This window comes from Mesorhizobium denitrificans (assembly GCF_003403035.1).
In the GTDB taxonomy this organism is placed as follows: Bacteria; Pseudomonadota; Alphaproteobacteria; order Rhizobiales; family Rhizobiaceae; genus Mesorhizobium_G; species Mesorhizobium_G denitrificans.
The window spans coordinates 147,174-172,494 of the sequence record NZ_QURN01000005.1; the positions used below are offsets into that span (position 1 = coordinate 147,174).

A 25,321-nucleotide genomic window follows, 5' to 3' on the forward strand; every position below is an offset into this window, starting at 1 on the left:
CGTTTTGGACGCCGAAGAATTCCGCGCAGAAGGACAAACCTCCGCCGAGGTCACGATTGTCGTGTGCGCATCGTGCCGCGATGAGTCGGGTTCGGACGCCCATCCACGCGCAGGCGAAAGGCTGGCGCAGGCAACCCGCGAAGTATCTCGCGGAAAGCCGGTGCGGGTTCAGCAAGTGGAATGCCTCGGCAATTGCAAACGGCGACTGAGCGCGGCCCTGTTGCGCGATGGCTGCTGGAGCTACGTGTTCGGCGACCTGACCGAACATAGCGGCGCAGACCTTTTGACCGGCGCTGAACTATTCACCCAGACCGTTGACGGCACGCTGCCCTGGCGTGGCCGCCCCGATTCTCTCAAGCGCGGCTTGATCGCGCGCATTCCGCCCTCTGATTTCCTGAAGGATATTATATGACACAGGCTCTCGAACGCGTTCCGTGCACGGTCATTACCGGCTTTCTGGGCGCAGGCAAAACCACGCTTGTGCGCAACCTGATCGAAAACACCAAGGGCAAAAGGCTGGCGGTGATCGTCAATGAGTTCGGCGATGTCGGCATTGATGGCGACATTCTGAAGGGCTGCGGCATCGACACCTGCCCGGAAGAAAATATCGTCGAACTGGCGAATGGTTGCATCTGCTGCACCGTGGCGGATGACTTTGTGCCAGCGCTGGATCAGATTCTGGCACGCGAGCCGAGAGTTGATCACATATTGATCGAGACATCCGGGCTGGCGCTGCCGAAGCCGCTGGTTCAGGCGTTTCAATGGCCGAGCGTTAAAAGCCGCGTGACTGTCGACGGCGTGGTCGCGGTGGTGGATGGTGCGGCACTCGCTGAAGGACAGGTGGCATCCGATATGGACGCACTGGCAGCACAGCGCTCCGCCGACGAGTCGCTCGACCACGAGGACCCGGTCGAAGAAGTGTTCGAAGATCAGGTGGCTTGCGCCGATCTAATTATTCTCTCCAAGAGTGATCTGATCGATGCCGACGGTGCTGCCCGCGCCAATGCGATCATCGGTGAACATAGCGCGCGCGCCGTGAAGGTCGTTCCTACCGCACATGGCAAAGTCGATCCGTCTGTGCTGCTCGGCCTCGGCCTCGGCGTTGAAGACGACATCGAAAACCGCAAGACGCATCATGATGATGAACTCGATCACGAACATGATGATTTCGACACCTATGTGATCGATATTCCGGCAGTGTCGGACCCGGCGACGCTGGCAGCTCGCGTGGCGGAAGCTGCCGAAAAGGAAAACGTGCTGCGGCTGAAAGGGTTCGTCGAAGTGACCGGCAAGCCTATGCGGCTGCTGGTGCAGGCGGTCGGCCCGCGCGTGAACCACTATTATGACCGCGCGTGGACTGCGGGCGAGCCGCGCCGTTCGAGCGTCGTCGTGATCGGCCTGAAAGGGCTTGACCGCGCCGCGATTGAAAAGATCCTCATCGGCTGATGCATATTCTGGCAACCACATCTGCCTCGCTTGAGGATCTAATAGAACCGGTCGATCTGAAACAGACGCCGGCAGATGTGGTGGCATTGTCGTTTACGGACTCAGATCTGGCGGCACTTGCCGCCGGTTGGCAGGCGCAGAAGGATGCCTTGCCCTCGCTCGGATTGGCCGCGCTGCGCGACTTGCGGCACCCCATGTCGGTCGATCTCTGGATCGACAGCGTTGCGCGCCACGCGAAGGTCATTCTGGTGCGCATCCTCGGCGGGTATGACTGGTGGCGCTATGGGTGCGACCAGCTTGCGAGCATTGCCAGCGCGCAAGGGATTAAGCTGGCGCTACTGCCGGGCGAATGCCGCGAGGATGATGCGCGGCTGGCAGAACTTTCGACGGTTGGGCCGGATGAACTAGCGCATTTGCTCGGGTTTTTCCGTGAAGGCGGGCCGGGAAATATGCAGGCGCTCGCGCGCAGTCTGGGCGCCATGGCGCGCGGCGAAGAAAGCAGCGAGACAGCGAGTGAAGTGCCGAAGGCCGGGTTTTATGTGCCTGCAGGTAAGGGCCAGAATATCCTCAGCGCTCATCAGCCTGCCGACAGGCGGTTGAGGGGTGAATCAGAACAACTTTCTGATAGCCAGACTCAACCAATCATCCCCATTCTCTTTTATCGGTCGATGCTGCTGGCGGCGGATGCCGCGCCGATTGACGAATTGACCAGGGCGCTGGAAGCCAGAGGCATTTCGGCGGTGCCAATTTTTGTAACGTCACTGAAAGACCCGGCTTCGCTTGCTTTCGTGGAAAAGGCGCTGGCCGAACTGAACCCCGCCGCGATCATTACCGCCACGGCGTTCGCCGCAGGGGCCGAACCCGGCGAGCAGACGCTGTTCGACCGCGCGGGTGTGCCGGTGTTTCAAGTTATCACCGCAACAACACGCCGCGAGGCGTGGGAAGAAAACCAGCGCGGATTGGCACCTGCCGACCTTGCCATGCATGTGGTGCTACCCGAACTCGACGGGCGTATTCTGGCGGGCGCGATTTCATTCAAGGCGCAATCGCAATCAAATGACTATCGCGGGCTAAGCAACCAGCCGGAACCGAACCGCATCGAGCAGGTCGCGGCGCGGATCGAGCGTTTCCTGCGGCTGGCCGACACAACACGCGAGAACCGAAAGCTGCTTATACTCATACCGGACTACCCGGCTGCTGAGGGGCGCACCGGCTATGCGGTGGGGCTGGACGTGCCTTCAAGCGTGCTGGCCATGCTGAATGACTTGAGGGATGCAGGATACATCGTTGACTCGATTCCAGAATCCCCGCGCGAACTTCTCGATCTGCTGGATCGTGGTAGCGAAGGTTTCAATGCGGACGACTACGCAAAAGCGTTGGCGACCTTGCCCGACGCTGCCCGCGAGAAGCTTATCGCGACATGGGGCGGACCATCGGAAAACCGCATCAACTTCCGCGCATCGACGTTCGGTAATGTCACGGTAGCGCTCGCACCGGACCGGGGCCGATCTGCGGATCGCAGGGCTGACTATCACGATCCGACGCTTGCGCCACAGCATGATCTGGTCGCGTTCGGATTCTGGCTCCAGAACGCGCTGGGCGTTCACGCCATTATTCACGTTGGCGCGCATGGCACGCTGGAATGGCTGCCGGGCAAGACGGTAGCGCTCAGCCGCGATTGCTTCCCCGAAATCGTGACCGGCGGCCTGCCGGTGATCTATCCGTTTATTGTCTCCAATCCCGGCGAGGCCGCGCAGGCCAAGCGGCGCATTTCTGCCATCACGCTCGGCCATCTGCCGCCGCCGTTGGCGAGCGCCGAACTGGACGAGAAGCAACAAAAGCTGCAGCGGCTTGTGGACGAATATGCGCAGGCCGATGGGCTGGACCGCCGTCGCCGCGACCGGCTCGCGCGGCTGATCGTGGAAACCGCGACGGAAACGGGCCTTGCGACGGATGCTGGCGTTGCCCGCACGGACGCGCCGGACGAAGCCTTACGGCGCATCGATGCGTGGCTCTGCGACCTGAAAGATTTCGCCATTAAGGACGGTCTGCATATCTATGGCCGCACGGATGGCGACAATGCCGAAAGCGCAGCAAACGAACGCGCGAACCTTTTGAAAACGCTGGACGGCAGGCATATTGCGGCGGGGCCATCCGGCGCTCCGGCGCGTGGCCGTTCTGACGTGTTCCCGACCGGGCGCAACCTCTACACCGCTGACCCGCGCACCATGCCGACGCCGACCGCGTTTGATCTTGGCAAGGCAGCGGCGGACGAAGTGTTGCGCGATTATCTGCAGAGCCACGGCGACTGGCCGCGGGCGCTCGTGATCGACCTATGGGGCAGCGCTTCGCTGCGCACCGGCGGTGAGGAAATCGCGCAAGGGCTCTGGTTGATGGGGTGCCGCCCGCAATGGGACGCCGCGACAGGCCGCGTGACCGGCGTGGAAGTGCTTGTGCCAGCGACGCTGGGGCGTCCGCGCGTGGACGTAACATTCCGCATTTCCGGCCTGTTTCGCGACATGTTCCCCACGCAAATCGCGCTGCTCGACGCCGCTGCGCAGGCGGTTGCAGCGCGAGATGAATCCGCAGACGAAAACCCGCTTGCAGCCACGGTGCGCGAGACAGGCAAGGCCCCTGCCCGCGTCTATGGTTCTTCGCCCGGTACTTATGGCGCAGGAATCGAGGACCAGCTTGCGCGCAGCGATTGGGCAGATCGCAGCGAAATTGGACATGCTTATCTGGCGGCAACCTCGCACGCTTTCGGCGGGGCGGAAGGTGCGGCGACAGAAGCGCCGGGAGCCTTCGCGGAACGATTGGCAGAGGCCGATCTGCTGGTACACACGGGCGACGATCCGGGCCGCGATATTCTGGAAGGCTCGGCGGATGTGGCTTTTATCGGCGGGTTCGCCGCAGCACTTGCCGCGCTTGGCCGCAACGCCGATGTGGTGGTGCTGGACACGACCGACCCGAACCGCCCACGACCGCGCTCGGTAGCGCAGGCGGTTGGCCGTGTGGTTCGGGCGCGAGCAGTAAACCCGCGATTTATTGCAGGCCAGATGCGGCACGGGCCGCGCGGCGCTGCGGAGTTTGCCGAAACGGTGGATCGGCTGGTCGCCTTTGCCGAAACGACGAATGCAATCTCCGGCGACCTGATTGGCGCGGTTCATGACGCATATCTGGGCGACGAAACGGTGCGCGCATTTCTGCTGCGCGAAAACCCAAAGGCCGCGCGCGCAATCGCCAAGCGACTCGCGGATGCCAGACGGCGCGGCTTGTGGCGTCCGCTGCGCAACGCAATTGACGACGAGCTTGCGGAACTGATTGCAGAGGCCGCCGCATGATGGCCGCCGCTCGCGACATCAATGTGCGCGGTGCATGCCCCGCTCTCGCTGCGCCGATGCAAACCGGCGACGGATTACTCGCGCGGCTTAATCCAGTGCGCGAAGGGTTGAGCGCAAAGCAGTTGATTGGACTCTGCGAATGCGCGTTGCGGCACGGCAATGGAATTGTCGAGATAACCTCGCGCGGCAGTCTTCAAATACGCGGCCTGACGGAGCCGTCCGCGCTCGCGCTGGCGGACGACATCAACCGGCTGGACATAGATGTGCGAACCGGCACGACGGTTGCGACTGGTCCGCTGGCCGGTATGGATCCGGATGAGGTCGCCGATCCGCGCCCGCTTGCGCAAAGCATTCGCGACGGGATTACGCGCCTTGGACTGAACGGCAGGCTCGCGCCCAAGGTGTCTGTTGTCGTGGACGGTGGTGGGGCATGGAGCCTCGATGACTTGCAGGCCGATATTCGCTGCAGGGCGGATGGTGCTCTGTGGCACGTTGCGATTGGCGACGAACCGCGCACGCTGGGGCGTTTTGCGGAGGCGCACGCAGCGGCGGTTGTGCTGGAAGCTCTGGAAGCGGTTGCAGCGCGCGGCCCGATGGCACGGGCACGCGACCTGAACATCGGCGCAACAGATGTTGCGGAACGTGCGCCCCGCGCGATTCCGCTTGGCAATCTTGCGCTCAAGGATCGCAACGCCATGGCGGTCGTGCTGCCATTTGGCTCCGTGGAAGCGGGTGTTCTGGCTGAATTTGCGAAACAGGCGCAAGCGCTTGGCGCGACGGAATTTCGTGCCGTGCCACCTCGCGCGCTGATCATGTTGCTCGATGCGCCAAACGTAGAGGGAATTCTGAAAATCGCGCAAGAACTCGGCTTTGTGGTCGATGCTCGCGATCCGGCGATGCGGATATTTGCCTGCCCCGGCAAACCGGCCTGCACTTCGGGAACGTTCAAAACCCGCGAAACAGCGCGCAATATTGTGCGTGAAGTGCCCGAACTCTTCACCGACAACGCATTTTCGCTTCACGTTTCAGGCTGCGCGAAAGGCTGTGCACATCCTTCACAAGCAGCCCTCACTCTTGTTGGCGAGGCCGAAACGGTTGGAATTGTCGTGGGTGGAACAGCCCGGAGCTTGCCTCTTGCCTACGCTCAACCTAATGCGCTGGTCGACGCGCTGAAGGAAATGGAATGACCGAATACGACTATATCCGCGACGGGACGGCGATCTATGAGCGCTCCTTCGCAATCATCCGGGCCGAGGCGGACCTTTCGCGCTTCGATGCGGAAGAGGCCGATGTCGCTATCCGCATGATCCACGCTTGCGGACAGGTGGAAGCCGCGCGCCATTTCGTATTCTCGCCGGGTTTTGTCGAGGCCGCGCGGACGGCGCTAAAGAATGGCGCGCCGATCCTGTGCGATGCGGAAATGGTGGCGCGCGGCGTGACGCAAGCGCGCTTGCCTGCAAACAATGAGGTTGTTTGCACGCTGCGCGATCCGCGCACTGCATCGCTTGCGGCTGAGATAAGAAATACACGTTCGGCAGCGGCGATTGACCTGTGGGGCGAGCGGATGGCTGGAGCTGTCGTTGCCATCGGCAATGCACCCACCGCACTGTTTTATCTGCTGGAAAAGCTGCGCGACGGCGCCCCGAAGCCAGCGGCGATACTTGGCATGCCGGTTGGGTTTGTCGGAGCAGCAGAGTCCAAGGACGCGCTTGCGGAAAACTCCTACGGCGTTCCGTTTGCAATTGTTCGGGGACGCCTGGGCGGCAGCGCTATGACGGCAGCCGCGCTCAATTCATTGGCGAGGCCGGGATTGTGATTGCCGGGCAAAAGACTGGCCGGTTGATCGGTGTCGGTACGGGTCCGGGCGATCCCGAATTGCTGACGGTCAAGGCTGTGCGCGCAATCGAGCAGGCCGATGTGCTGGCCTATTTCGCCAAGCGCGGCACGACAGGCAATGCGCGCGCGATTGTGAAAGCGCATATCCGCGACGGCATGGAAGAACTGCCGCTGCACTATCCGGTTACGACCGAAATCGAAAAAGACGACGACAGCTACAAATCGCAAATCCTGGGCTTTTATGAAGCCTCTGCAGATAAGGTGGCGGAGCATTTGAGCGCGGGCAAAACGGTGGCGATTCTCTCCGAAGGCGACCCGCTGTTTTATGGCTCCTACATGCATCTGCATGTGCGGCTTGCGCCACGCTTTCCTGCTGAGGTTATCGCGGGCGTGACGGCCATGTCCGGCTGCTGGTCGCAGGTTGGGTTGCCGCTGGTTCAGGGCGACGAAATCCTGACCGTGCTGCCCGGCACGCTGAGTGAAATGGAACTCGCGCGCCGCCTTGCTGATACTGATGCTGCCGTGATTATGAAGGTTGGGCGCAACCTTGGCAAAATCCGCCGCGCGCTGAACACGACCGGCAAGCTCGATACGGCGGTCTATGTCGAGCGCGGAACGATGCAGAATACGGCGAGCGCACTGCTGGCGGAAAAGCCCGACGACGAAGCACCCTATTTCGCAATTGTTCTCGTGCCGGGTTGGCCCGACAGACCGGAAGCCGCGTCATGAACGGGAAACTCTATGTCATTGGCCTTGGGCCGGGATCAGACAAGCAGATAACCCCACAGGCGCTGGACGCAATTGCGGCTTCAACGCATTTCTACGGCTACAAGCCCTATGTCAGCCGCCTGAAACTACGCGCCGATCAGGTGGCGGTTGCATCCGACAATCGCGAGGAATTGGCGCGCGCCAAAGACGCGCTTGACCGAGCCGCAACCGGCACCACAGTCGCCATCGTCTCCGGCGGTGATCCCGGCGTTTTCGCGATGGCAGCGGCGGTGTGCGAGGCGATTGAGGAAGGCGTGGACCAATGGCGCGACGTCGATCTGGAAATCATTCCGGGCGTTACCGCCATGCTGGCCGTCGCAGCACGGATGGGCGCGCCGCTCGGCCACGATTTCTGCGCGGTGAACCTTTCGGACAATCTCAAGCCGTGGGACGTTATCGAAACGCGGCTGGTGGCCGCAGCAAGCGCGGGATTTGTGATCGCGCTCTACAACCCGATCAGCAAATCGCGGCAATGGCAGCTAGGCCGCGCGTTCGATGCCGTATCGGCCGTGCTGCCGCCCGAAACGCCGGTGATTTTCGGGCGCGCCGCCGGGCGCAACGACGAAGCGATGGGCGTGCAACTGCTTTGCGATGCCAAGGCAGAGGACGCCGACATGGCGACCTGCGTTATCATAGGATCGGCAGCGACACGCATTGTGGAGCGAGGCGACAAGCCGGCGCTAGTCTATTCGCCGCGCTCGGTGAGGTCGCACTCGTGAAGCGCCAACTGGACCAGCGCGTCGATGCTTTCCGCGCCCGGCACGGCTGGCAGGAGCGGACGCCGGAACATGACCACCTCGATTCCGAGTTCGCGCGCGGCTTCGATCTTGGCGTAGGTAGCACCGCCGCCGCTGTTCTTGCACACAATGATTTCAGTGCGGTGAGCTTGCAGCATGGCGCGCTCGGCATCTCGGTCAAACGGACCGCGTGCGAGAAAATAGGTCGCGTTCGGCACCGCCAGTGGTGGCTCGACAGGATCGACGCTGCGAACCAGATAGCTGTGCTGCGGGGCTTGTTCGAAGGGCAAAAGCTCCTGACGGCCAAGCGCGAGAAACACGCGGCGCGGCACGCTGCCCAAGGCGGTGACAGCGCCCGTCGAATCGTCAACCAGCGACCAGCGGTCGCCGGAAACCTGCTCCCAGCCGGGCCGTCGCAGCGCCAGCAATGGCACGTCAGCGAGCTTCGCCGCCTCCGCCGCATTGGCGGAAATTCGCGCGGCATAAGGATGTGTGGCGTCTATCAACAGGTCGATGCGATGTTCGCGGAAATAGGCAGCAAGACCTTCCGGCCCGCCGAACCCGCCCATCCGCGTGGGTACACCCTGCGCGACGGGATGCTCGGTGCGACCCGCGAGGGAAAGCGTAACGCGCAGCGCTTCATGCGCTGCGAGTTTGCCAGCCAATTGGCGGGCTTCGGTCGTGCCGCCGAGGATGAGGACGGATTTGCGCATGACGTCCGTTGAAAAATGGCTGACTATTGTGGGCATCGGTGAAGACGGCATAGCCGGTCTGGGCGACGAGGCCAAGCGCGCGATTTCGGGCGCACGCCATGTGTTTGGCGGCGCGCGTCACCTTGAACTCGCGCGGGGCATCATCAAAGGGCAAGCCGAACAATGGCCGGTGCCGTTTGCGATTGATCCGGTCCTGGCGCTGCGGGGTCAATCCGTGTGCGTATTGGCATCCGGCGATCCGTTTTTCTACGGCGCGGGTATAGCGCTCACCCGACGGATTCCAGCAGCGGAAATTCGCTGCCTCCCGTCTCCTTCCGCGTTCAGCCTCGCGGCCTCACGATTGGGCTGGCCCTTGCAGAACGTGGAGTGTGTTTCGCTGCATGGGCGCTCGATCAACCTCCTCCGTCCCTTGCTGCATCCGCATCGCCATATATTGGCGCTGACCTCGGATGGATTAGCGCCGGGTGAAATTGCAGCGTTGATCACTTCTATTGGATTCGGTGGTTCGCGAATTGCCGTGCTTGAAGCTTTGGGAGGCCCCGCCGAGCGGATACGATGGGCTACAGCAGATTCATTCGACATCGAAAACATAAGCCCGCTCAATGTTTTGGCCATCGAAGTTGAATCAAACTCCGAAGCGCGGATCATTTCGCTGGCCAACGGCCTGCCGGATGCCCTGTTCGATACGGACGGCCAGTTGACCAAGAGCGAGGTCCGCGCGGTTACGCTTTCGGGGCTCGCACCCCGGCGGGGTGAATTGCTTTGGGATGTGGGCGCGGGGTCCGGCTCAATCGCGATCGAATGGATGCTGGCGGACCCTTCCATACGCGCAATTGCAATTGAGGCAAACAAGGAGCGCGCAGCGCGCGTCACGGCGAATGCGAATAGCTGCGGCGTGCCGGGGCTGAAGTTGATTGAAGGCGCAGCGCCGGAAGCACTCGCAAATCTGGAAACGCCGGACGCGATTTTTATCGGCGGCGGCGGATCTGATCCTGGTGTCATTCCCGCTTGCATCAAGGGGTTGAAACCGGGCGGCAGGCTGGTCGCAAATGCGGTGACGCTGGAGATGGAGGCGCTGCTGCTGGACCACCACGCGCGACTTGGCGGCGAGCTGATACGCATTGCGGTGAGCCGCGCGCAGCCTGTGGGTTCGATGCAGGGCTGGCGCGCTGCAATGCCGGTGACGCAATGGCGCTGGAGAAAGCCATGATCGTTGCGGGTATCGGATGCCGCAGAGGCAGCAGCGCTGATGCAATCGCAAGCGCGATTGGGAATGCTCTTGCCGAGCATGGGTTGACCACCGCCGCAATTGACCGATTGGCAACGGGAGAGTTCAAAAGGACTGAACTCGGCATTTCGCTTGCCGCGCAGAATTTGAACGTGCCGCTGCTGATCGTTAATAATGCCGGGCTGGAGTCCACCTCCGCACGCTGCCTGACGTTTTCGGAGAAATCCATGAAACTGACGGGCGCGCCCTCACTTTCGGAAGCTGCGGCGCTGTTTGTCGCGGGTAAAAATGCGCGGCTTCTCGGACCACGCTTCGCGCAGGATGGCGTGACTTGCGCCCTTGCCAAACCGGAAAGCGACGCATGACAGTTCACTTCATCGGAGCAGGCCCCGGCGCCGCCGACCTCATTACCGTTCGCGGGCGCGACCTGCTGGCCGCCTGCCCCGTTTGCCTCTACGCAGGCTCAATCGTTTCGCCTGAACTGCTGAACTATTGTCCCGCAGACGCTCGACTGATCGATACGGCACCGCTGTCGCTTGACGAGATCGAAGCCGAGTACAAACGCGCGTTTGACGCAGGACAAGACGTTGCGCGGTTGCACTCCGGCGACCTGTCCGTGTGGAGCGCGGTGGCTGAGCAAATCAGACGGCTTGAGCGGCTTGGCATCCACTACACGCTGACGCCCGGCGTGCCTTCGTTCGCGGCTGCAGCGGCGGCGATGAAACGCGAGCTTACCATACCGGAAGTGGCGCAGAGCCTCGTGCTGACCCGTGTTTCCGGTCGCGCATCAAAAATGCCGGAACGCGAAACGCTGGAAGCCTTTGGCGCGACCGGCACGACATTGGCCATCCACCTGGCCATTCATGAGGCTGAGCAGATTGCCGCGCGGCTGACGCCGCTTTACGGCGCAGATTGCCCGGTGGCGGTGGTATTTCGCGCCTCATGGCCGAATGAGCGCATTATCCGAACGACGCTTGGAGCATTGGCGGCGGACCTCGCGCGCGACCCGATTGAGCGCACGGCCATCATATTTGTCGGCCACTCGCTTGCTGCAGAGGATTTCAAGGAATCGTCGCTCTACGACGCCTATTACCAAAGGCGGTTTCGCGGGAGGGGCGAATGATTTCAGCCTCGCGGAAACTGCCCGCGCAGATTGCCCTCGCGGTCGAAAACAAGGACTTCGACCTCGACCGGCGCGCCACCGAGAACCGGCACAGCGGTTTCGTGCGCAGCCTCGGCAATGGCATCGCCCAGCGGAATGCCCTCACCCTGCGCAAGTTCAAAGGTGTGCGCTACAGTGTTGGCCGCACGCATTTGCGCGACCAGACCGGGCGAAGCGCCAGCCTTGCCCGCGACGGCGGCGACGCCGTCCATATCTGCGGGGCCGCGCTTGGAATGAAGGTCCAGCATGCCCTGCGCCAGCTTGGTCATTTTGGCGACGCCGCCCGCGATGGTCACGCGCGGCACGGGATGCTTGGCGAGATACTTCAGCATGCCGCCGACAAAATCGCCCATATCGATCAACTGCACTTCATGCATGTCGTAGCGCTTCTGAACGGCGAGTTCGGAGGCATTGCCGGTGGAGCCTGCGACGTGGGAAAATCCCATTGCGCGAGCAACGTCGATGCCGCGATGGATCGAATGAATCCACGACGAACAGGAATAGGGAATGACGATGCCGGTCGTTCCGAGAATGGAGATGCCGTGCAAAATGCCCAGCCGCCCGTTCAGCGTGCGCTCGGCCATTTTTTCTCCGTCAGGCACGGAAATTTCGACAGATATATTCGCACCCCTCCCCGCCACCTCGGCTACGGCTTGCGTTATCATGCGGCGCGGCACGGGATTGATAGCCGGTTCGCCGGGCGCAATCGGCAGGCCGGGACGCGTGACCAGACCAACGCCCTCGCCACGCAGAAAGCTTATGCCGGAGCCTTCCGGCCCACGCCGGACGGTCGAAACAATCAGCGCTCCATGCGTCACGTCCGGATCGTCGCCCGCATCTTTCACGATCGCAGCGCGAGCAAAGCCTACGCCGATTTCGTGCTGCGCAAGCGCGAACGCGACCTTCTGCCCGCTGGGCAAAGTGATCTCGACCGGGTCGGGAAATTCGCCAGTCAGCAGTGCGGCGCAGGCAGCCTTGCTGGCGGCAGTGGCACACGCGCCCGTCGTCCAGCCCCGCCGCAGCGGTCTTTCATTCTCGCTCATGCGGCCTTCTATACGTTCGTCGCATCGCGGCGTCATCGCTGAAAGCGTCTGAAATGAGCATCGATACCGCCATAACGCAGCTTATCAACCGAACGCCTCGTCTGGAACCTGGCCATGTGTGGCTTGCTGGCGCAGGACCGGGCGACCCAGGACTGCTGACCATAGAGGTACTTTCGGCGCTGGATCAGGCCGACGCGCTGGTACACGATGCACTTGTTTCGCCGGAAATCGTCGAGTTGGCGGAGAACGCAGAGCGCTTCTTCGTGGGTAAGCGCGGCGGCAGGCTTTCGATTCCGCAGGCCGACATCAACGGCATGCTCGTGCGGCTTGCGAAGGAAGGGCGCAAGGTTGTGCGGCTGAAGGGCGGACATCCTTACGTTTTCGGTCGCGGCGGCGAGGAAACGCTGGCGCTGGTAGAGCATGGGGTTCCATATCGTGTGCTGCCGGGCATTACGTCGGCTTTCGGTGGACTGACCTCGGCAGGCATTCCGGCAACGATGCGCGGCGTGAACGGCGCAATCATTCTCGCAACAGGTTTTGCGGCCACCAGCGACGACCGTCCCGACTGGGCCGCGCTCGCGCGAACGGGCCAGCCGATCATCATCTATATGGGTCTTACGCATATGACGCAGACAGTGGCGGACCTTCTGGAAGGTGGACTTGCAATCGATACGCCCGCCGCGCTGATCGAAAACGCAACACTGCCGCAGGAACGCACCGTGACCGCGACGCTCGGCACGCTGGTAGAAGCGGCACAGCGGGAGAATATCGTTTCACCCGCGCTGATCGTGGTGGGCGGCATCGTGGCGCTGCGCGAAAGACTGATGCCATGAGTGCCCGCGCGATCATCATCGGCGCGCCGCGCTCGGGTTCGGGCAAGACCAGCGTCACCATCGGCCTGCTGCGCGCGCTTGCCCGTCGCCGCCTGAAAGTGCGCGGAGCGAAATCCGGGCCAGACTATATCGACCCCGGATTTCACGCGGCCGCGACCGGGCTGCCGGGTGTCAATCTGGATACGTGGGCAATGCGACCGGACCTCATCGCAACGCTGCTGTCAGAAAGCGCGGCGGACACGGATGTTCTGGTCATCGAAAGCGCGATGGGGCTGTTCGACGGCATTGGCGGAGAGGCGGGCCGGTCGGGCTCCGCAGCCGATCTGGCGCGGCGCTATGGCATTCCCGTGTTGCTGGTGCTGGATGTTTCCGGCCAGTCGCAGACTGCCGCGGCGGTCGCGAAGGGTTTTGCCGCATACGATCCTGACGTGAAAATGGCGGGTGTTGTGCTGAACAAACTTGGCAGCGAGCGGCACCGCAAACTGGCAGGCGAAGCGGTGGAGGCAATCGGCCTGCCCGTGCTCGGCGCGGTGCTACGCAACTCCGAACTAACGCTGCCGGAGCGGCATCTGGGCCTCGTGCAAGCGCACGAGCATGGCGACATCGACACGCATATCGACCGTCTCGCCGATGCGATGGAGCGGTCGCTGGACCTTGACGCGATCCTCGCGGCGGCCGTGCCACTTGGTGCGGTTGCGCCGCCGAGTGGCGCGGTGGCAATCCCGCCGCCGGGTCAACGCATTGCGCTGGCCACGGACAGTGCATTCAGCTTTTTGTATCCGCATTTGGCGCGGGACTGGCACCGCGCCGGCGCAGAGATCGTGCCGTTTTCGCCGCTTGCGGACGAGGCCCCCTCGCCCCATTGCGATGCGTGCTGGCTGCCGGGCGGCTATCCCGAACTGCACGCGGGCAAGCTTTCCGAAGCGCGCAACTTCATTGAAGGCACGCGGCGCTTTGCGGAGAAAAAGCCTGTTCACGGCGAGTGCGGTGGGTTCATGGTGCTTGGAGAAAGCATTGAAGATTCGCAGGGCATGACGCATCCGATGCTAGGACTGCTCGGCCACGCGACCAGCTTTTTCCAGCGCAAGATGAACCTTGGCTACAGGCTGGCGCGCGTGCTTGCAGATGGTCCGCTTGGAGCGGCGGGCGTGTGGGTGCGCGGCCATGAATTTCACTATGCGCGGCTGGTTTCGCCGGGCAGCGACGAAGCGTTCGCGGACCTCTTCGACGGCCAGGGCAATGCGCTTGGCCCCTCCGGCGGGCGGCGCGGAAACGTCACGGGCACATTCTTCCACGCAATCGCATTGGACAAAGCGCCATGAGGGGCATAGACGCGCGCTCGATCATGTCGGACCTCGCGATTGCGCTGGTGTTTTTCACGCGCCTGCCGCTGCCGCATTTCGAAATTCCGGGACGCAAACTGGCCGATGCGCTTTGGGCAGCACCCATCGTCGGCATGATGGTGGCGCTGGCGGGCGGTGTTGCCTACACGCTCGGGCATGCGATGGGCATCAATGAGGGCGTTGCTGCCGCAATCACGCTGGCGGTGACGATGTTCGCGACAGGCTGTCTGCATGAAGACGGTCTTGCCGACACAGCCGACGCATTTGGCGGCGGGCGCACCATCGCGCGCAAGCTGGAGATCATGCGAGACAGCCGCATCGGAACATATGGCGCGGCGGCGCTTGTAATGTCTGTGCTGCTGCGCTGGACCTCGCTGGCGTCGCTGCCCGGCGGTGCGAGCGCCGTATGCGCCCTACTCGCCGCACACGCGGCTTCGCGCGGTGTTCTTGCGGTGCTGATCCAACGCACGCCAGCCGCGCGGGAGGATGGGCTGGGCGCATCTGTCGGCACGGTCAGCGATCCGGTTGCACTTGCGGCGCTCGGCCTTGGCGCACTGCCGCTGCTGCTGCTTGGCATTGGTCAGGGCATTCTGATGGGTATGCTGGTGGCATGCATCGCCTACTGGCTGCGCGGACTTTTCATTCGGCAGGTTGGCGGCATTACGGGCGATACGCTGGGCGCTGCGCAACAGGTCATCGAGATCGCGGTGCTCGTCGCCGCTGGCGCAATTCTATCCTAATTCACTTTCGGAGCATATCCAGTTATGTCATTCAGATCATTTGATGAGTTGCGTCAGGCAATTCTCGGCCTGCCCGCAGGAAATGACGAGGCTGCTCGCGCCGCTGCCGCGCGGCAGAACACACTCACCAAGCCACAGGGCAGCTTGGGACGGCTGGAAGAAGTGGCGATATGGCTGGCGCGCTGGCAGGGGCGCGCAAAGCCGCAACTCGACCGCATGAAGATCGTGGTGTTTGCCGGATCGCACGGCGTGACTGCGCAAGGCGTATCCGCATTCCCCGCCGAAGTAACCGCCCAGATGGTCGCGAATTTCGCGGCAGGCGGCGCCGCAATCAATCAGCTCGCGAAAGTGGCAGGTGCTGAACTCGAAGTCATTCCGCTACAGGTCGAGCAGCCGACAGGCGATTTCACGCAGGAAGCGGCAATGAGCGAGGCCGAATTTCTGAGCGCGGTCGCGACGGGCTATGACGCCGTTTCAAGCGACCTCGATCTGGTGAGTCTCGGCGAAATGGGCATTGGCAACACGACGACCGCTGCAGCACTAGCGACGGCCCTGTTCGGCGGCGGGGCGGACAAATGGGTTGGGCGCGGCACGGGCGTTGACGACGCGGGATTGAAGCGCAAGGCGACCGCGATTGAAGCCGGGCTCACGCGCCATCGCGACATACTGAACGATCCGCTGCGCGTAGCTGCCGCGCTTGGCGGGCGTGAGCTTGCCGCGATGCTTGGTGCTGCGCTGGCTGCGCGCAAGCATGGCGTTCCGCTGCTGCTGGATGGCTTCGTGACCAGTGCCGCCGTCGCGCCATTGTTCAAGCTGAATGCGGACGCTCTCGCTCACGCGGTTGCAGGGCATGTGTCTGCTGAGGCCGGCCATCGCGGGCTGCTGGAAGCGCTGAAACTGCAACCGCTGCTCAATCTTGGTATGAGACTTGGAGAAGGTTCGGGCGCGGCTGTCGCGATCAATGTTCTTCACGCGGCAGTTGCTTGCCACAACGGCATGGCGAGTTTCGCTGAGGCTGGCGTTTCCGACAATAGCGCCTGACAGCAGGCTGCCAGCCAGGGAGAACCGGCGCGTCGTCCGCGCCGGTAGCCATTTACGTGCTGACTGGCAGGTCGTCAGACCACGCGAACCTCAATGTCGCCGACGCCGTCGACATGGCCTTTCAGCACATCGCCCTTCTTGACGGGACCAACGCCGGAGGGCGTGCCGGTCATGATAACGTCGCCGGGAGCGAGGCGGAACAGGCCAGATAGATAGCTGATCATTTCCGGCACTTTCCAGATCATCTGGTTCAGGTCGCCCGTCTGCTTACGCTCGCCATTCACATCCAGCCAGACGGCGCCGTCCGTAGGGTGGCCGATCTTCGACGCAGGAACCAGAGGCGAGCACGGTGCGGATTGCTCGAAGGCTTTGCCGACCTCCCACGGTCGGCCCATGTCCTTGGCTTTGCCCTGCAAGTCGCGGCGGGTCATATCCAAGCCGACGCCATAGCCATAAACGCAGTCCAGCGCCTTCTCGACGGGAATATCCACGCCACCGCTTTTCAGCGCAACGACCATTTCGATCTCATGGTGAACATCGTTAGATGCCGATGGGTATGGGAAGCTGCCGCTCGTATCCAGATTGTCCGCATTTTTCTGGAAGAAGAATGGCGGCTCCTTGTTCGGATCATGGCCCATCTCGACCGCATGTGCGGCGTAGTTGCGCCCCACGCAATAGACACGATGAACCGGGAAAAACTGATCCGTTCCCGCAATCGGTATGGCCGGGATTGAGGCCGGTTCGATAACATATTTGGAGGCCGCGGCCTTGATGTTCATTGTCTTGCTCCTGCGTAAAATTCGACCTTGGCTTCAAGCCGCTCGATCAATTCAGCGATCAGCAGCGCGAAGGCAAAAAGGATGATGGTGAGTGCCCAGAAATCCGCCATCCGGAAGTTTCGGGAGAAGGTTTCAAACAGCGCGCCATAGCCGACGATGGCGACCAGCAACTGGCCAATGACCACGCCCTTGACGCCACGGATCAACCCCAGACGGATGCCGGCAAGGATTTCCGGCAGCGCGGCCCATAGGATGATCCTGTACAGCGCCCATTTGGACGCTCCGTAGGATCGCGCCATTTCCAAGAGGGATGGCGAGATGTGTCTTACCCCGGCGCGCGTGTCGAGCACGATGATCCAGATTGCGAAGAGGAACACCGCCGCGACGATTGTTTTTTCTCCGAAGCCGAACAGGATCATAAGCACTGGCACGAGCGCCGAAAGCGGCGCGCTGGAGAAGATGCTGACCCACATACCAAGCAACTCATCCGCGAGCTTCACACGGCCCATGAGGATGCCAAGCGGCACGCCGACGACGATTGAAAGCGCCATGCCCATGACGAATGCGCGCAGCGTCGTGACCGTGGCGCTCTGCCAGGACGCGGTTTGCACCAGCCCGACGGCAGCTTGCAGCACTTCCGTGAAAGGCGGCAGCATGAGCATCAGGTCGAGCCGCCCGACGATCTCCCAGATGACGCACCACACCAGCAGCGAGGCCATCATCGGCACACGATATCCGAACAGATTCATGACGAGGCCTCAGTCGACATATTGCTTCAACCCCTGCCAGATTTCCTCCACCGTATCGAGATAATGCTTGTCGCGATGGATGCGGTCGGGATCGACCGAGCGGTCGATTTCCGGCTCGATGATCTGCGACACGCGACCCGGACGCGGCGACAGGAGCACGATGCGGTCTGAGATATAAACCGCCTCCTCGATGGAGTGGGTGACGAAGATGAAGGTCTTGTTCTGGTTCGTGCGCAGCCGAATGAGGTCTTCCTGAAACTTGCGGCGGTTCTGCTCGTCTACGGCAGAGAAAGGCTCGTCCAGCAACAGCACATCGGCATCGACCGACAGCGCCCGCGCCAAACCTACGCGCTGGCGCATACCGCCCGACAATTCATGCGGATATTTGTCTTCAAAGCCGGACAGGCCAACCTCTGCAATGTAGTGCCGCGCGACCTTCTCGCGTTCGGCGACGGGCCTACCGCGAAGCTCGAGCCCGAAAGCCACGTTGCGCAGTACCGTTGCCCACGGCAGCAGCGCGAAATCCTGAAATACGAAGGCGCGTTCCGGGCCGGGCTTGCTGACCTCGCGACCATTGACGGAAACCTTGCCGCCATCCGGCTCGATCAAACCGGCGATGATCTTCAACAGCGTGGTTTTCCCGCAACCGCTCGGCCCCAACAGGCTGGTCAGCTTGCCGCGCGGAAAGTCGAGATCGATGCTGCGCAGCGCTTCAACGTTGCCATAGCTTTTGCTGATGCCCCGAACTTCGACGATAGAGTCCATCATGGCGGGCTGCTCCGTCGGCACTTTTCTCAATGTTGCGTTGCGCATGGTCAGGCGCCTCTCTTTTCAGGCCTGAAAACACGCGACTCAACCCACTGCAACGCGACCAGCGTGAGTGTTGAAAGGGCGATAATCGAGGCGATTGTTGCGTACATTTCGGCGTAGTTTGCGCGCGAGCGATGGTAGGTGATGAGGTCGCCAATGCCGGTGGGTGTGATCAGCAGTTCTGCGAGCACAACGCCGACAAACCCGGCGGCGACACCAAGCCGCAGACCGGCGAAAATGACCGGGCTCGCGTCCGGCAATATGATCTTCGACACGATCTGCCAGCGCGTTCCGAGGAACGATTTGCACATCGCGATCAAGGAGACATTGACGTTGCGCACCGCCTTGTAGGTGTTGAGCACGATGACGGGCAGCGCGAGGATCATCACGGCAAGCGTTTTTGCGGTCATTCCAATTCCGTAGATGAACGTCACCATCGGGATGAAGGCTGCGACAGGTGCGGCTTGCAGCACGATGAATATCGGGATCATCAGCCACTCGCCCGGACGCCACAGACCGCACAATGTGCCAATGCCAACGCCGAGAAATGCAGACAGAATGACGCCGAGCAGCAGCGGTTGCAGCGTGGAGAGATAGGCTTTCGGCAAGCTGCCATCGGCGATCATGCTCACCAGCGCCGTGACCGTTTCAAAGAATGTCGGGAAGGCGAAGCTGACCGGGATCATTCCGGCGATCTGCCAGATGCCAGCAAACAGAATGACGGAAACCAGACGAAGAAGCGTGGGATTGTTCTCCCAACTTCTGGCCTCCCCTCGCCCAATAGTGGCGAGGCCAAGCGCCTCGCCCTCTGTTCTGACGCTGGCCATGCTTACTTCGCGCCCAGCTTCGCGATGGCGCGATCAAGAGCCGAAACATCCCAGAATTGCTCAACCTTGAGTGTTGCCGGGTCACCTTCGATCTGCCCTGCAAGGCTGAAGAATGCGAAGTCATCCGCGGCAGCATCTGCACCGCCGCCGTTCAGCGCAAGTGCACCGGCCTCTGCCGTTTCCTTATAGTATTCGGTGATTTCAGAATCTGCCTCTGCGCCAAGATCGGCCAGCAGCTTGTACTTGTGGCGCAGCTCGACCGCGGCAGCAGGGTTTGCCGTGATCTCGCGGGCCGTTTTGAGAAGCTCTTCCACGAGAATATCGACATCAGCAGCGTTGTTCTTGAGATAGTCCGCAGTCGCGAAAACGGCCTCGTCGGTCGCCTTGAGGTTTTCGACCGGCAGCACGACGAACTTGCCTGGCGCTTCCGATTCGATCGCGCGACGGTTGGCAGCATCAACGATTGACGCCTTGATCGTGCCTTGCAACAGCGCGTTGCGACGCACTTCCGAACCCGGCACATAGCTGATCTTGCCAAGCGTGATGCCGTGGTTCTTGGCCATCAGCAACATTACCGCCTCAGTGCCAGAGCCACGCGCCTGCACGGCAATGTCCTGACCGTCGAGATCCTTCCATGTCTTGTAAAATTCACTGTTGACCACAGGGAAGAACCGCAAAGTGGAAATCTGCGCGAACACACGGATCGGCACGCCTACCTTCTGAATCAGCGTATAGGGCGCCCCAATTCCCACATCCGCCTGACCGCCAACAACGGCCTGCGCGGCAAGATCTTCGTCGTTGAGAATGATCAGTTCGACGTTCACGCCGCGCTCTTTGGCGCGCTCGATGGCTGCCAAAGTCTGGATAGATTCAATGCCCGGCAGATCGCCGAAAGCGATGCGCATATCGCCGGCGAATGCGGAAGCGGTGGCTGCGGCACCCATTATCATGGCCAACGCTGTTCCGAGAATCGTACGTCTCGACAAAATGGACACTTTTTTCCTCCCATTATTGTTCTAACCAATTTCTTTATTGGTTATGACCAAATACAGTATTGGTCAAGCGAGCATCGCCAAAAATCCGCATAAACGTCGATTGACGGCGCTATAGCTTCGTTCTACTACGCGAACTAGCATTGGAGATGATGATTGAGCGAACCAATGGACAAGATTGGCAACGGCGGCCGCGCAGCGCTCGTGCAGCTTCAGGCCTACCTCGCCCAGATCGACCTGCCGAGCGATGGGCGCCTGCCGTCCGAGCGCGAACTTTGCGACACGCTGGGCGTTTCGCGTGGCGATCTTCGCAAAGCGCTGGACGTGCTGGAGCGCGATGGCCACATCTGGCGTCACGTCGGCAAAGGCACTTTTGTGGGCAGCGGTCCCGTTGAGGAAACCATCGGTATTCTGGAAATCGCGGGAAGCTCCAGCCCGGCAGATGTGATGCACGCTCGCTTGATTATTGAGCCTGAGATTGCTCGTGAGGCCGCATTGCACGCAACGACTGCCGACATAGCGGCGATGCGCCATTCGCTCGAACAGACGCGCGAGGCCGCAACATGGCGGCAATATGAAAATATCGACAACTTGCTGCACCGGCAGATCGCGCAGGCGAGCCGGAACAATGTGTTGCTCGGCCTTTTCGATGTGCTGAACGCGGTGCGCCGAACGGTCGTCTGGGGTCGCCTGCGAGCTGATGGCTCTCGCCCCCCTGCCGACCATCACAGCTTTACCGACCACGAGCGCATTGTCAGCGCGATTGAAGAGCGCGACTTGGCAGGCGCGGCAAGCGCAATGCGCGCGCACCTGCAGCAGGTGGAGCGGCGACTGATCCCAATTCGCGCTGCGGCGGAATAGATTTCAGCCCCACAGCAGTGCACGACAACACTCCAGTGAACCGATAAAGCAAATCGCGTTCTTTGGTGTTTCAAACCACTTGACGTCTGGCTGTCCGCTGCGCTCGACCTGCGGTATTATGAGTGGATGAAGCTTCGGCAAAGCATACGGTTTTCGACGTCTTCGGACGGCACGCGTATCGCTGTGGCCTCCTGCGGCGAAGGGCCGGTGATCTTGCGCGCGGCGCATTGGCTGAGCCATGTGAACTACGATCTCGAAAGCCCGGTTTACCGCCCGTGGCTGGCTGCGCTTTCCGCCCAAAATTGCTTTGTGCGCTATGATCCGCGCGGCTGCGGCCTATCCGACCGGCATGTCGAGGATTTATCCGTCGCGGCCTGGCATGACGATATCGATGCGGTCGCGGCATCCATTGAAGAGCCCCGCTTCGTGCTTCTGGGTCTGTCGCAAGGCGGTGCGCTGGCCATTTCATATGTGCTCAGGCACCCCGAGCGGGTCTCACATCTGGTGTTGGTGAATGCCTACGGCCAGGGTGGATTTGCGCGCGCACGGACGGACGCCGAGCGGCTGGAAGCAGAAACGCTGGTCAATTTCATTCGCATTGGCTGGGGTCGCGACAACCCAGCATTCTGCCAGTTCTTCACAAATCTCTTCATTCCTGACGGAACGCCTGAACAGCATCGCTGGTGGGGCGATCTAGAACGCGAAACCGCATCAGCCGACGTTGCGGCACAGCTACTTTGGCAAATGCAACGCATCGACGTGCTGGACGAAGCTGCGAAGCTCAACGTCCCTACCCTCATCGCACACAGCCGCGGCGACATGCGCGTGCCTTTCAACGAGGGCTGCAAACTGGCCGCAGCAATTCCCGGCGCGCGATTTGTACCGCTGGAGAGCAAGAACCATGTACTGCTGCAGGACGAACCAGCCTGGGCCGTTTTTCACGCGGAGCTTGCAAGCTTCCTGGGCCAAGAACGGGATGCACCGATGCGTACCATTCGCGATGCAGGACTTACCGCCAGCGAAGCTGCTATTCTTTCCCTAGTGGTGGAAGGGCTCGACAATCCGTCCATCGCCCAACGTCTCGGCAAAAGCGTCAAAACCGTTCGAAACCAGCTATCCGTGATCTTCAGCAAGCTCGGCGTTCACAACCGCTCGCAGGCGATCATCAAATCGCTTTCGCACTAAGCACGGGACACCTGTCCCGCAGAATGACGGATATCTGACGACGCGCGGGACATTCGCCTCATGTGGCCACCTGAAATCAGCGGCATTCTTGACTGCGATATTCAGGAGAAACCGACATGGCACAGGTTGATGAAACCAAACTGAATGAATTGGTGGGCCGCATTCTCGGCGACCTTGGAGGCGCGGTTAGCGTGCCGCTCGTGCGGATCGGCGATTCGCTTGGCCTCTACGACGCGGTCAAACGGATCGGCCCGGCGACGCCGGAAGAGATTGCTGCAGAAGCAGATTGCGCACCTCGCTACGTGCGCGAATGGCTCTCCGCGCAGGCGGCATCGGGCTATATCCGCCACGACAAGGGCAAGTTTTCGCTGTCGCCCGAACAGGCGCTGATTTTTACCGAACCTGACAGCCCGGTGAATTTGATTGGCGCTTTCGACACAGCGGCGGCGATGGTTGAGAACCAGCCAAAGGTGCAGTTAGCGTTCAAGACAGGAAAGGGTGTCGCCTGGGGCGATCAGGCTGGCTGCCTGTTCTGTGCGGTCGCGCGGATGTTCCGCCCCGGCTATGTGAATGCGCTCGTGCAGGATTGGCTCCCGGCGCTCGACGGCGTTGTCGCCAAGTTGAAAACCGGCGCCAAGGTGGCCGACGTGGGTTGCGGGCACGGACTTTCGACAATTCTGATGGCGCAGGCATATCCAAACTCCGATTTCACCGGATATGACTTCCATCCGGCCTCAATTGCCTCGGCGACCGCCCATGCGCGAGCGCACGGCGTGAAAAACATAAAATTCGAGGTTGGGCGCGCGCAGGATTTTGGAGGCCGCGATTACGATCTGATTGCCTGCTTCGATTGCCTCCACGACATGGGCGACCCGGAGGCCGCAGCAGCCCACATTCGCAGCGCCTTGAAAAAAGGCGGCACATGGATGGTGGTGGAACCGATGGCGGGTGACAGCCTCGACGAAAACATCAATCCGGTCGGCCGCCTCTATTATTCAGCCTCGACGATGATTTGCGTGCCGACCTCGCTGGCTCAGGAAACCGGACTCGCGCTGGGCGCGCAGGCTGGCGAAAAGCGCCTTACCGAAGTCATCCGCTCCGCTGGCTTCAACAAGGTTCGCCGAGCAGCGCAAACGCCACTCAACATGGTTCTCGAAGCGACATAGCGAGCGGAAACTTGGCCGTCACAGGCTAAGCGCAAGCCCTCGAGGCGTAACAGAGGAGGTTTAAGATAAGAACTCTGCGAAGGACCAGTAATATGCTAAAGTAGCCATCTAGCAGGCGTGACCTGATCACTTTGCGCTTTAGAGATGTCCGATGAGCGACGTCGAGAAATTGTTCGATATATTGAGGCAGCACGCGGCCCCCGAGGTTGTGGACGCAATGGTGAATGAGATTGCTTCTGCGCCAGACTATCGGTTGTTTCGAATTAATCCATTTGCATTTGCGGAACACAACAAACTCGATGCCGAACGGACTATCAGCAGTTTTCTTCACGCCTCGAAAATTGGACTGTTTGACATTGCATGGAATGTACTTTGCCCAGGATGCGGCGGCGTACTCGATACAAACGCTAGCCTGAAGTCTATCCGCAAGGACGAGTATGTCTGTTCATTGTGCGCTGAAGGCTATGCGCCAACACTGGACGAGATGGTTGAAGTGACCTTCACGGTCAACGCGCGTGTTCGTCGCATAGCAGCACACTCGCCAGAGCAGTTACCTGTACTCGAATACTACCGACAATTGTATTGGGGCTCTTCAGTAGACCTGCCAGAGCCGGGCTACGAAGACCTGATCGATCAGTTTCTCATCGAACATGTCGAAGCAGCAGCTGGCGAACGCGCTGTCCTTTCGGTAACGCTGCCAAGCGCATTTGTGATCGTTTTCGAACCAGTCACACATGCGGTTCAATTCATTGATGTAAAGGGCGAGCCGACACGAGAGCGCCAGCTACTTTCGATAGCTTACGATAGGGAGCATGTGCACAATGAAACGCTCGAGATGCGTCCAGGTCCACTGCGGCTATCCGTCGAGAATCGCACCAGCGACCGTGTTCTGCCAAGCATCTTCATAGCAGGCGAGGCATTACACGGCATGCTGGCGAAGCGCCGAAGCTTTCTAAGCGCAAAGAAACTGCTTACCAATCAGACTTTTAGAAATCTATTCAGGACTGAAACGCTGGATGTAGACCAACGACTGAAGATAACTAGCCTTACGTTTCTTTTTACCGACTTGCGTGGGTCAACCGAACTATATGAACGCGTCGGCGATCTCGCCGCCTTTGACCTAGTGCGCTCTCATTTCCAAAGGCTGGATGAAGTCGTTGCGTCGGAGGCAGGCGCCGTTGTCAAAACGATAGGCGATGCCGTTATGGCGACGTTTCCGACACCGGACCGCGCGATGACAGCGGCCTTGAAAATGCGTGAGGAAATGCGCGCAATGAGAACTACCCCGGACGGTGGAGAATTTCTTCTCAAAATCGGTCTGCACGAAGGTCCTTGCATTGCAGTTATGATGAACGAACGGCAGGATTATTTCGGGCAGACAATCAATATTGCATCGCGTGTTCAGGGGCTCGCCAATTCCCAGTCGATCTTCGTCACCGACGCCATTGTATCCGACGCCAAAACGCTCGAAGTTCTCAGACAAAGATCACTGCAGGCTCAACCTCACGATGTGCTGTTGAAGGGCATTGGTCGCAACGTCAAAGTCTTCGAGATTCCATAAGACCCGCGGTATAAGACTTGCCGGCGCGCGATGGTTTCGGCGTCATGTCGCTTACATCAAGACATTATGCTCAGCCGAGTTTTTGCATTGGCGAAGTGTCGCCCTCTGGAAAACGAAACGGCTAAGTCATTGAAAATATTGGTGGGTGTGTCAGGGATCG

At 60.9% G+C, this 25,321-nt stretch carries 25 protein-coding genes; 18 read left to right on the plus strand and 7 right to left on the minus strand.

From position 1 onward, the window contains the following. The first annotated feature begins 4 nt into the window (after positions 1-4). From DY251_RS07575 to DY251_RS07605, 7 genes are read left to right on the plus strand one after another with little or no spacing between them, the layout of a single operon-like run. Entirely contained in the window at positions 5-412 is a 408-nt protein-coding gene (locus DY251_RS07575) for a DUF1636 family protein (RefSeq protein ID WP_116623457.1), read from the plus strand. Next, positions 409-1,446, plus strand: a complete 1,038-nt coding sequence (gene cobW / locus DY251_RS07580; RefSeq protein ID WP_116623272.1) for a cobalamin biosynthesis protein CobW — start codon at positions 409-411, stop codon at positions 1,444-1,446. The genes DY251_RS07575 and cobW overlap by 4 nt, the downstream gene beginning before the upstream one ends. Beyond that, positions 1,446-4,787: a cobaltochelatase subunit CobN gene (gene cobN, locus DY251_RS07585; RefSeq protein ID WP_116623273.1), complete on the plus strand. Its 3,342-nt coding sequence runs from the start codon at positions 1,446-1,448 to the stop codon at positions 4,785-4,787. The genes cobW and cobN overlap by 1 nt, the downstream gene beginning before the upstream one ends. Continuing rightward, positions 4,784-5,974 (plus strand): precorrin-3B synthase, encoded by a 1,191-nt coding sequence (gene cobG / locus DY251_RS07590; protein ID WP_116623274.1) that lies wholly within the window; start codon positions 4,784-4,786, stop codon positions 5,972-5,974. Before cobN ends, cobG begins: the two co-directional genes overlap by 4 nt. Further along, positions 5,971-6,603, plus strand: coding sequence for a precorrin-8X methylmutase (locus DY251_RS07595; RefSeq protein WP_116623275.1), 633 nt, complete (start codon positions 5,971-5,973; stop codon positions 6,601-6,603). Before cobG ends, DY251_RS07595 begins: the two co-directional genes overlap by 4 nt. Further along, positions 6,603-7,352 carry a precorrin-2 C(20)-methyltransferase gene (locus DY251_RS07600; RefSeq protein ID WP_116623458.1) on the plus strand — a complete coding sequence of 250 codons (750 nt, stop codon included), beginning with the start codon at positions 6,603-6,605 and terminating at the stop codon, positions 7,350-7,352. The genes DY251_RS07595 and DY251_RS07600 overlap by 1 nt, the downstream gene beginning before the upstream one ends. Then, complete coding sequence (locus DY251_RS07605) at positions 7,349-8,110, plus strand: precorrin-3B C(17)-methyltransferase (RefSeq protein WP_116623276.1); 762 nt, start codon at positions 7,349-7,351, stop codon at positions 8,108-8,110. The genes DY251_RS07600 and DY251_RS07605 overlap by 4 nt, the downstream gene beginning before the upstream one ends. On the opposite strand, the gene DY251_RS07610 is transcribed toward DY251_RS07605, so the two are convergent. Further along, positions 8,077-8,841 (minus strand): cobalt-precorrin-6A reductase, encoded by a 765-nt coding sequence (locus DY251_RS07610; protein WP_116623277.1) that lies wholly within the window; start codon positions 8,839-8,841, stop codon positions 8,077-8,079. The two genes, DY251_RS07605 and DY251_RS07610, sit on opposite strands and share 34 nt — an antisense overlap. Between DY251_RS07610 and cbiE the strand changes: the two genes are divergently transcribed. Genes cbiE through cobM form a run of 3 tightly spaced genes read left to right on the plus strand, consistent with a single transcriptional unit; the run spans position 8,840 to position 11,192 of the window. After that, the gene (cbiE, locus tag DY251_RS07615; protein WP_245415891.1) at positions 8,840-10,051 is read left to right on the plus strand and encodes a precorrin-6y C5,15-methyltransferase (decarboxylating) subunit CbiE; all 1,212 of its coding nucleotides are present in this window, start codon (positions 8,840-8,842) and stop codon (positions 10,049-10,051) included. The genes DY251_RS07610 and cbiE overlap by 2 nt on opposite strands. After that, positions 10,048-10,434, plus strand: coding sequence for a cobalamin biosynthesis protein (locus tag DY251_RS07620; RefSeq protein WP_245415892.1), 387 nt, complete (start codon positions 10,048-10,050; stop codon positions 10,432-10,434). The genes cbiE and DY251_RS07620 overlap by 4 nt, the downstream gene beginning before the upstream one ends. Beyond that, positions 10,431-11,192 (plus strand): precorrin-4 C(11)-methyltransferase, encoded by a 762-nt coding sequence (cobM, locus tag DY251_RS07625; protein ID WP_116623279.1) that lies wholly within the window; start codon positions 10,431-10,433, stop codon positions 11,190-11,192. The genes DY251_RS07620 and cobM overlap by 4 nt, the downstream gene beginning before the upstream one ends. 2 nt (positions 11,193-11,194) lie before the next feature. Here cobM and DY251_RS07630 read toward each other — a convergent pair whose 3' ends face one another. Then, positions 11,195-12,274 carry a cobalt-precorrin-5B (C(1))-methyltransferase gene (locus DY251_RS07630; protein WP_116623460.1) on the minus strand — a complete coding sequence of 360 codons (1,080 nt, stop codon included), beginning with the start codon at positions 12,272-12,274 and terminating at the stop codon, positions 11,195-11,197. A gap of 53 nt (positions 12,275-12,327) precedes the next feature. Between DY251_RS07630 and cobA the strand changes: the two genes are divergently transcribed. The 4 genes from cobA to cobT are packed head-to-tail and all read left to right on the plus strand — an operon-like array spanning position 12,328 to position 16,231. Further along, the gene (gene cobA / locus DY251_RS07635; RefSeq protein WP_116623280.1) at positions 12,328-13,107 is read left to right on the plus strand and encodes a uroporphyrinogen-III C-methyltransferase; all 780 of its coding nucleotides are present in this window, start codon (positions 12,328-12,330) and stop codon (positions 13,105-13,107) included. Continuing rightward, positions 13,104-14,429: a cobyrinic acid a,c-diamide synthase CobB gene (locus DY251_RS07640; protein WP_116623281.1), complete on the plus strand. Its 1,326-nt coding sequence runs from the start codon at positions 13,104-13,106 to the stop codon at positions 14,427-14,429. The genes cobA and DY251_RS07640 overlap by 4 nt, the downstream gene beginning before the upstream one ends. Next, on the plus strand, positions 14,426-15,190 hold the full coding sequence (gene cobS / locus DY251_RS07645) for an adenosylcobinamide-GDP ribazoletransferase (protein ID WP_116623282.1): 765 nt from the start codon (positions 14,426-14,428) through the stop codon (positions 15,188-15,190). Before DY251_RS07640 ends, cobS begins: the two co-directional genes overlap by 4 nt. A 24-nt stretch (positions 15,191-15,214) precedes the next feature. Further along, the gene (gene cobT / locus DY251_RS07650) at positions 15,215-16,231 is read left to right on the plus strand and encodes a nicotinate-nucleotide--dimethylbenzimidazole phosphoribosyltransferase (RefSeq protein ID WP_116623283.1); all 1,017 of its coding nucleotides are present in this window, start codon (positions 15,215-15,217) and stop codon (positions 16,229-16,231) included. 74 nt (positions 16,232-16,305) lie between these two features. Here cobT and DY251_RS07655 read toward each other — a convergent pair whose 3' ends face one another. From DY251_RS07655 to DY251_RS07675, 5 genes are read right to left on the minus strand one after another with little or no spacing between them, the layout of a single operon-like run. Then, positions 16,306-17,010, minus strand: a complete 705-nt coding sequence (locus DY251_RS07655) for a fumarylacetoacetate hydrolase family protein (protein WP_116623284.1) — start codon at positions 17,008-17,010, stop codon at positions 16,306-16,308. Continuing rightward, positions 17,007-17,759 (minus strand): ABC transporter permease, encoded by a 753-nt coding sequence (locus DY251_RS07660; protein WP_116623285.1) that lies wholly within the window; start codon positions 17,757-17,759, stop codon positions 17,007-17,009. Before DY251_RS07660 ends, DY251_RS07655 begins: the two co-directional genes overlap by 4 nt. A gap of 9 nt (positions 17,760-17,768) precedes the next feature. Then, positions 17,769-18,572 (minus strand): ABC transporter ATP-binding protein, encoded by an 804-nt coding sequence (locus DY251_RS07665; RefSeq protein WP_116623286.1) that lies wholly within the window; start codon positions 18,570-18,572, stop codon positions 17,769-17,771. Between the two features lie 2 nt (positions 18,573-18,574). Further along, positions 18,575-19,396, minus strand: coding sequence for an ABC transporter permease (locus DY251_RS07670; protein ID WP_116623287.1), 822 nt, complete (start codon positions 19,394-19,396; stop codon positions 18,575-18,577). Between the two features lie 2 nt (positions 19,397-19,398). After that, positions 19,399-20,391 carry an ABC transporter substrate-binding protein gene (locus DY251_RS07675; protein WP_170971329.1) on the minus strand — a complete coding sequence of 331 codons (993 nt, stop codon included), beginning with the start codon at positions 20,389-20,391 and terminating at the stop codon, positions 19,399-19,401. Positions 20,392-20,556: 165 nt separating this feature from the next. Between DY251_RS07675 and DY251_RS07680 the strand changes: the two genes are divergently transcribed. The 4 genes from DY251_RS07680 to DY251_RS07695 all read left to right on the plus strand — a co-directional run bounded on the left by DY251_RS07680 (position 20,557) and on the right by DY251_RS07695 (position 25,161). Next, positions 20,557-21,249, plus strand: coding sequence for a FadR/GntR family transcriptional regulator (locus tag DY251_RS07680; RefSeq protein ID WP_116623289.1), 693 nt, complete (start codon positions 20,557-20,559; stop codon positions 21,247-21,249). 126 nt (positions 21,250-21,375) lie between these two features. Next, a complete protein-coding gene (locus tag DY251_RS07685) occupies positions 21,376-22,434 on the plus strand; it encodes an alpha/beta fold hydrolase (protein WP_116623290.1) in 1,059 nt (352 codons plus the stop codon). 116 nt (positions 22,435-22,550) lie between these two features. Continuing rightward, positions 22,551-23,600: a class I SAM-dependent methyltransferase gene (locus tag DY251_RS07690; RefSeq protein WP_116623291.1), complete on the plus strand. Its 1,050-nt coding sequence runs from the start codon at positions 22,551-22,553 to the stop codon at positions 23,598-23,600. Positions 23,601-23,751: 151 nt separating this feature from the next. Then, complete coding sequence (locus DY251_RS07695; RefSeq protein WP_116623292.1) at positions 23,752-25,161, plus strand: adenylate/guanylate cyclase domain-containing protein; 1,410 nt, start codon at positions 23,752-23,754, stop codon at positions 25,159-25,161. Positions 25,162-25,321 lie beyond the last annotated feature (160 nt).

Bases quoted from the DNA above. Each gene is read 5' to 3' on its own strand.
- DY251_RS07595 (WP_116623275.1), top strand. From the start codon at position 5,971: ATGACCGAATACGACTATATCCGCGACGGGACGGCGATCTATGAGCGC.
- DY251_RS07655 (WP_116623284.1), bottom strand. From the start codon at position 17,010: ATGAACATCAAGGCCGCGGCCTCCAAATATGTTATCGAACCGGCCTCA.
- cobS (WP_116623282.1), top strand. From the start codon at position 14,426: ATGAGGGGCATAGACGCGCGCTCGATCATGTCGGACCTCGCGATTGCG.
- cobN (WP_116623273.1), top strand. From the start codon at position 1,446: ATGCATATTCTGGCAACCACATCTGCCTCGCTTGAGGATCTAATAGAA.
- DY251_RS07630 (WP_116623460.1), bottom strand. From the start codon at position 12,274: ATGAGCGAGAATGAAAGACCGCTGCGGCGGGGCTGGACGACGGGCGCG.
- DY251_RS07695 (WP_116623292.1), top strand. From the start codon at position 23,752: ATGAGCGACGTCGAGAAATTGTTCGATATATTGAGGCAGCACGCGGCC.
- DY251_RS07605 (WP_116623276.1), top strand. From the start codon at position 7,349: ATGAACGGGAAACTCTATGTCATTGGCCTTGGGCCGGGATCAGACAAG.
- DY251_RS07670 (WP_116623287.1), bottom strand. From the start codon at position 19,396: ATGGCCAGCGTCAGAACAGAGGGCGAGGCGCTTGGCCTCGCCACTATT.
- cobM (WP_116623279.1), top strand. From the start codon at position 10,431: ATGACAGTTCACTTCATCGGAGCAGGCCCCGGCGCCGCCGACCTCATT.
- DY251_RS07690 (WP_116623291.1), top strand. From the start codon at position 22,551: ATGGCACAGGTTGATGAAACCAAACTGAATGAATTGGTGGGCCGCATT.
- DY251_RS07685 (WP_116623290.1), top strand. From the start codon at position 21,376: ATGAAGCTTCGGCAAAGCATACGGTTTTCGACGTCTTCGGACGGCACG.
- cobW (WP_116623272.1), top strand. From the start codon at position 409: ATGACACAGGCTCTCGAACGCGTTCCGTGCACGGTCATTACCGGCTTT.
- cobA (WP_116623280.1), top strand. From the start codon at position 12,328: ATGAGCATCGATACCGCCATAACGCAGCTTATCAACCGAACGCCTCGT.
- DY251_RS07680 (WP_116623289.1), top strand. From the start codon at position 20,557: ATGGACAAGATTGGCAACGGCGGCCGCGCAGCGCTCGTGCAGCTTCAG.
- DY251_RS07665 (WP_116623286.1), bottom strand. From the start codon at position 18,572: ATGCGCAACGCAACATTGAGAAAAGTGCCGACGGAGCAGCCCGCCATG.
- DY251_RS07620 (WP_245415892.1), top strand. From the start codon at position 10,048: ATGATCGTTGCGGGTATCGGATGCCGCAGAGGCAGCAGCGCTGATGCA.
- cobT (WP_116623283.1), top strand. From the start codon at position 15,215: ATGTCATTCAGATCATTTGATGAGTTGCGTCAGGCAATTCTCGGCCTG.
- cobG (WP_116623274.1), top strand. From the start codon at position 4,784: ATGATGGCCGCCGCTCGCGACATCAATGTGCGCGGTGCATGCCCCGCT.
- DY251_RS07640 (WP_116623281.1), top strand. From the start codon at position 13,104: ATGAGTGCCCGCGCGATCATCATCGGCGCGCCGCGCTCGGGTTCGGGC.
- cbiE (WP_245415891.1), top strand. From the start codon at position 8,840: ATGACGTCCGTTGAAAAATGGCTGACTATTGTGGGCATCGGTGAAGAC.
- DY251_RS07610 (WP_116623277.1), bottom strand. From the start codon at position 8,841: ATGCGCAAATCCGTCCTCATCCTCGGCGGCACGACCGAAGCCCGCCAA.
- DY251_RS07660 (WP_116623285.1), bottom strand. From the start codon at position 17,759: ATGAATCTGTTCGGATATCGTGTGCCGATGATGGCCTCGCTGCTGGTG.